The sequence below is a fragment of the Rhodoferax sp. genome, from assembly GCF_028689295.1.
In the GTDB taxonomy this organism is placed as follows: domain Bacteria; phylum Pseudomonadota; class Gammaproteobacteria; order Burkholderiales; family Burkholderiaceae_C; genus Rhodoferax.
Map to the genome: position 1 here is coordinate 1 of NZ_JAQTWL010000065.1, position 3245 is coordinate 3245.

General features: G+C 57.8%; 4 protein-coding genes. All 4 read right to left on the minus strand.

The features are described from left to right. Nucleotides 1–680, minus strand: a 680-nt coding sequence (locus PHF15_RS16810) for an electron transfer flavoprotein subunit alpha/FixB family protein (RefSeq protein ID WP_300123011.1), incomplete at its 3' end; no start/stop codon positions are given. Beyond that, entirely contained in the window at nt 681–1430 is a 750-nt protein-coding gene (locus tag PHF15_RS16815; RefSeq protein WP_300123014.1) for an electron transfer flavoprotein subunit beta/FixA family protein, read from the minus strand. Beyond that, nucleotides 1427–2320, minus strand: a complete 894-nt coding sequence (sucD, locus tag PHF15_RS16820; RefSeq protein ID WP_300123015.1) for a succinate--CoA ligase subunit alpha — start codon at nt 2318–2320, stop codon at nt 1427–1429. Before sucD ends, PHF15_RS16815 begins: the two co-directional genes overlap by 4 nt. Nucleotides 2321–2377: 57 nt before the next feature. After that, nucleotides 2378–3245, minus strand: an 868-nt coding sequence (gene sucC, locus PHF15_RS16825) for an ADP-forming succinate--CoA ligase subunit beta (RefSeq protein ID WP_300123016.1), incomplete at its 5' end; no start/stop codon positions are given.

Sequence of the window (3245 nt, forward strand, 5' to 3'; positions counted from 1 at the left end):
GCACCGAGTTTGTCGGCCAGCGGGGTCATGACTTCCATGAATTTTTCATTGGAACCGAGAGCCCGGCCACCGGAGACGATGATCTTGGCGGCGGTCAGTTCGGGGCGGTCGTTCCTGGCGATTTCGCTGCCGACAAAGGTAGTGTTCACACTGGCGGCGACAGCAGCAACCCTTTCCACGGTGGCGGCGCCTCCAGATGCGACGGCCGGGTCAAAGCCGGTGGTACGAACCGTAATGACCTTGATTGCATCCAAGCTTTGTACAGTGGCAATCGCGTTGCCGGCATAGATCGGGCGCTCAAAGGTGTCAATATCTTCAATCTTGGTGACATCCGAAATCTGACCAACGTTGAGCTTGGCGGCCACGCGCGGGGCCACGTTTTTGCCGCTGGCGGTCGAGGCAAACAAGATATGAGAGTATTGACCAGCGATGGTCAGCACCTGGGTAGCCACATTCTCGGCCAAGCCATGGGCAAACTGGGCGTCGTCGGCATAGATGACTTTGGCGACGCCGGTGATCTGTGCGGCGGCCAACACGACCGGCTCGGCGTTGTGGCCCATGACCAGGACGTGCACCAGCCCGTCGGTGAACATGCTGGTTTGTGCCGCCGCCATGACGACGTTTAATGTGGCGCCTTTAAGGCTGGTGTTGTCGTGCTCAGCAATTACTAATATTGTCATTTAGATCACCTTGGCTTCGTTCTTGAGTTTGGCCACCAGGGTGGCAACGTCGGGCACCATGATGCCGGCGCTGCGTTTGGGTGGCTCGGTGACTTTGAGGGTCTTGATGCGTGGGCTCACGTCCACCCCGAGGTCTTCGGGTTTGAGGATGTCCATGGGCTTTTTCTTGGCCTTCATGATGTTGGGCAGGGTCACGTAGCGTGGCTCGTTGAGGCGCAGGTCAGTGGTGATGACGGCTGGCAGGGTGAGTGCGAGTGTTTCCGATCCGCCATCGACTTCGCGGGTGACCGTGGCTTTGCCGTCTGCGATGTCGACTTTGCTGGCAAAGGTGGCTTGCGGCAGGTTGGCCAGGGCGGCGAGCATCTGGCCGGTCTGGTTGCAGTCGTCGTCGATGGCTTGCTTGCCCAGGATGATGAGACCGGGTTGTTCCTTGTCGATCAGGGCTTTGAGGAGTTTTGCGACAGCAAGGGGTTGCAACTCTTCAGCCGTTTCAACCAGGATGGCACGGTCAGCACCGATGGCCATGGCGGTCCGCAGGGTTTCCTGGCATTGGGTGACACCGCAGGAGACAGCGATGATCTCGGTGGCGACGCCTTTTTCTTTCAGGCGCACGGCTTCTTCGATGGCGATTTCGTCAAACGGGTTCATGCTCATTTTGACGTTGGCAAGATCTACACCGGTGTGGTCCGACTTGACGCGGATCTTCACGTTGTAGTCCACCACGCGTTTGACTGCGACCAGGACTTTCATAGCATTTCTTTCAGCAGCTTGGCCATCTCTGACGGGTTGCGTGTGACCTTGAAGCCACACTCTTCCATCACGGCCAGCTTGGCTTCGGCCGTGTCAGCACCACCAGAAATCAAGGCACCGGCGTGGCCCATGCGTTTGCCGGCCGGGGCGGTCACACCGGCGATGAAACCCACGATGGGTTTCTTCATGTTGAGCTTGCACCAGCGGGCGGCTTCGGCCTCGTCCGGGCCACCAATTTCGCCGATCATGATGACAGCGTCGGTGTCTGGATCGTCATTGAAAGCCTGCATCACGTCGATGTGTTTCAAGCCATTGATCGGATCACCACCAATACCGACGGCACTGGACTGGCCCAGGCCGATTTCGGTCAACTGTGCCACCGCTTCGTAGGTCAACGTGCCTGAGCGGCTGACCACACCAATGCGGCCCTTGCGGTGAATGTGACCCGGCATGATGCCGATCTTGATCTCGTCAGGCGTGATCAGACCAGGGCAGTTGGGGCCCAGCAACAAGGTTTTCTTGCCGCCAGCAGCTTCCTTGGCGCGCATTTTGTTGCGCAGTTCCAGCATGTCACGGACCGGAATGCCTTCAGTGATACAGATCGCGAGATCCAGATCGGCCTCAACCGCTTCCCAGATCGCAGCTGCTGCACCTGGAGGTGGCACATAAATCACCGACACGGTGGAGCCGGTTTCCTTCGCGGCTTCCTTGACCGAGGCAAAAATGGGGATGCCAAAAATGGATTCGCCAGCCTTCTTGGGGTTCACGCCGGCAGCAAAACATGCTTTGCCGTTGGCGTATTCCTGGCATTTTTCAGTGTGGAACTGGCCAGTTTTGCCGGTAATACCTTGGGTGATGACCCTGGTGTCTTTATTGATGTAGATCGACATGTTTTTTCCTAATCAGTAGGGGACAGAACGACGCGCGGCGCTGTTCTGTCCGGCAAATTACTTGGCTACTGCCTTGACAGCGGCTTGTGCAGCCTCTGCCATGGTGTCCACGGAAATGATCGGCAGACCGCTGTCTTTCAGCATCTTCTTGCCCAGCTCTTCGTTGGTGCCCTTCATGCGCACGACCAATGGCACGTTCAGGTTGGTGGCCTTGCAAGCGGTGATCACGCCGGTGGCAATGGTGTCGCACTTCATGATGCCACCAAAGATGTTGACCAGAATGGCCTCAACCTTGGTGTTTTTCAGCATGATCTTGAAGGCTTCGGTGACCTTCTCAGGGGTGGCACCGCCGCCCACGTCCAGGAAATTGGCTGGCTCTGCGCCAAACAGCTTGATGGTGTCCATGGTGGCCATGGCCAGGCCGGCGCCGTTCACCAGGCAGCCAATGTTGCCGTCCAGGCTGATGTAGGCCAGGTCAAACTTGCTGGCTTCGACTTCGGCCGGATCTTCTTCATCCAGATCGCGGTAAGCCACGATTTCCGGATGACGGTACAGCGCATTGGCGTCAAAGTTGAACTTGGCGTCCAGCGCCATCACATTGCCCTTGCCGTCGCGGTTCAGCGGGTTGATTTCAACCAGGGACGCGTCGGTGTCCATGTAGCACTTGTAGAGCTTCTGGAAGATGTCCACGGCCTGTGCCGTCGAGCCAGCAGGCATGCCAATGGCGTCTGCAATCTTCTTGGCTTGTTCCGCGCCCAGACCGGTCAGCGGATCGATGAACTCGGTGATGATCTTTTCGGGGGTGGAGTGCGCCACTTCCTCGATGTCCATGCCGCCTTCGCTGGAGGCAATGAAGGCCAGCTTTTGTGTGGCACGGTCCGTCACGATGGAAACGTAGTATTCCTTCCGGATGTCGGCACCGTCT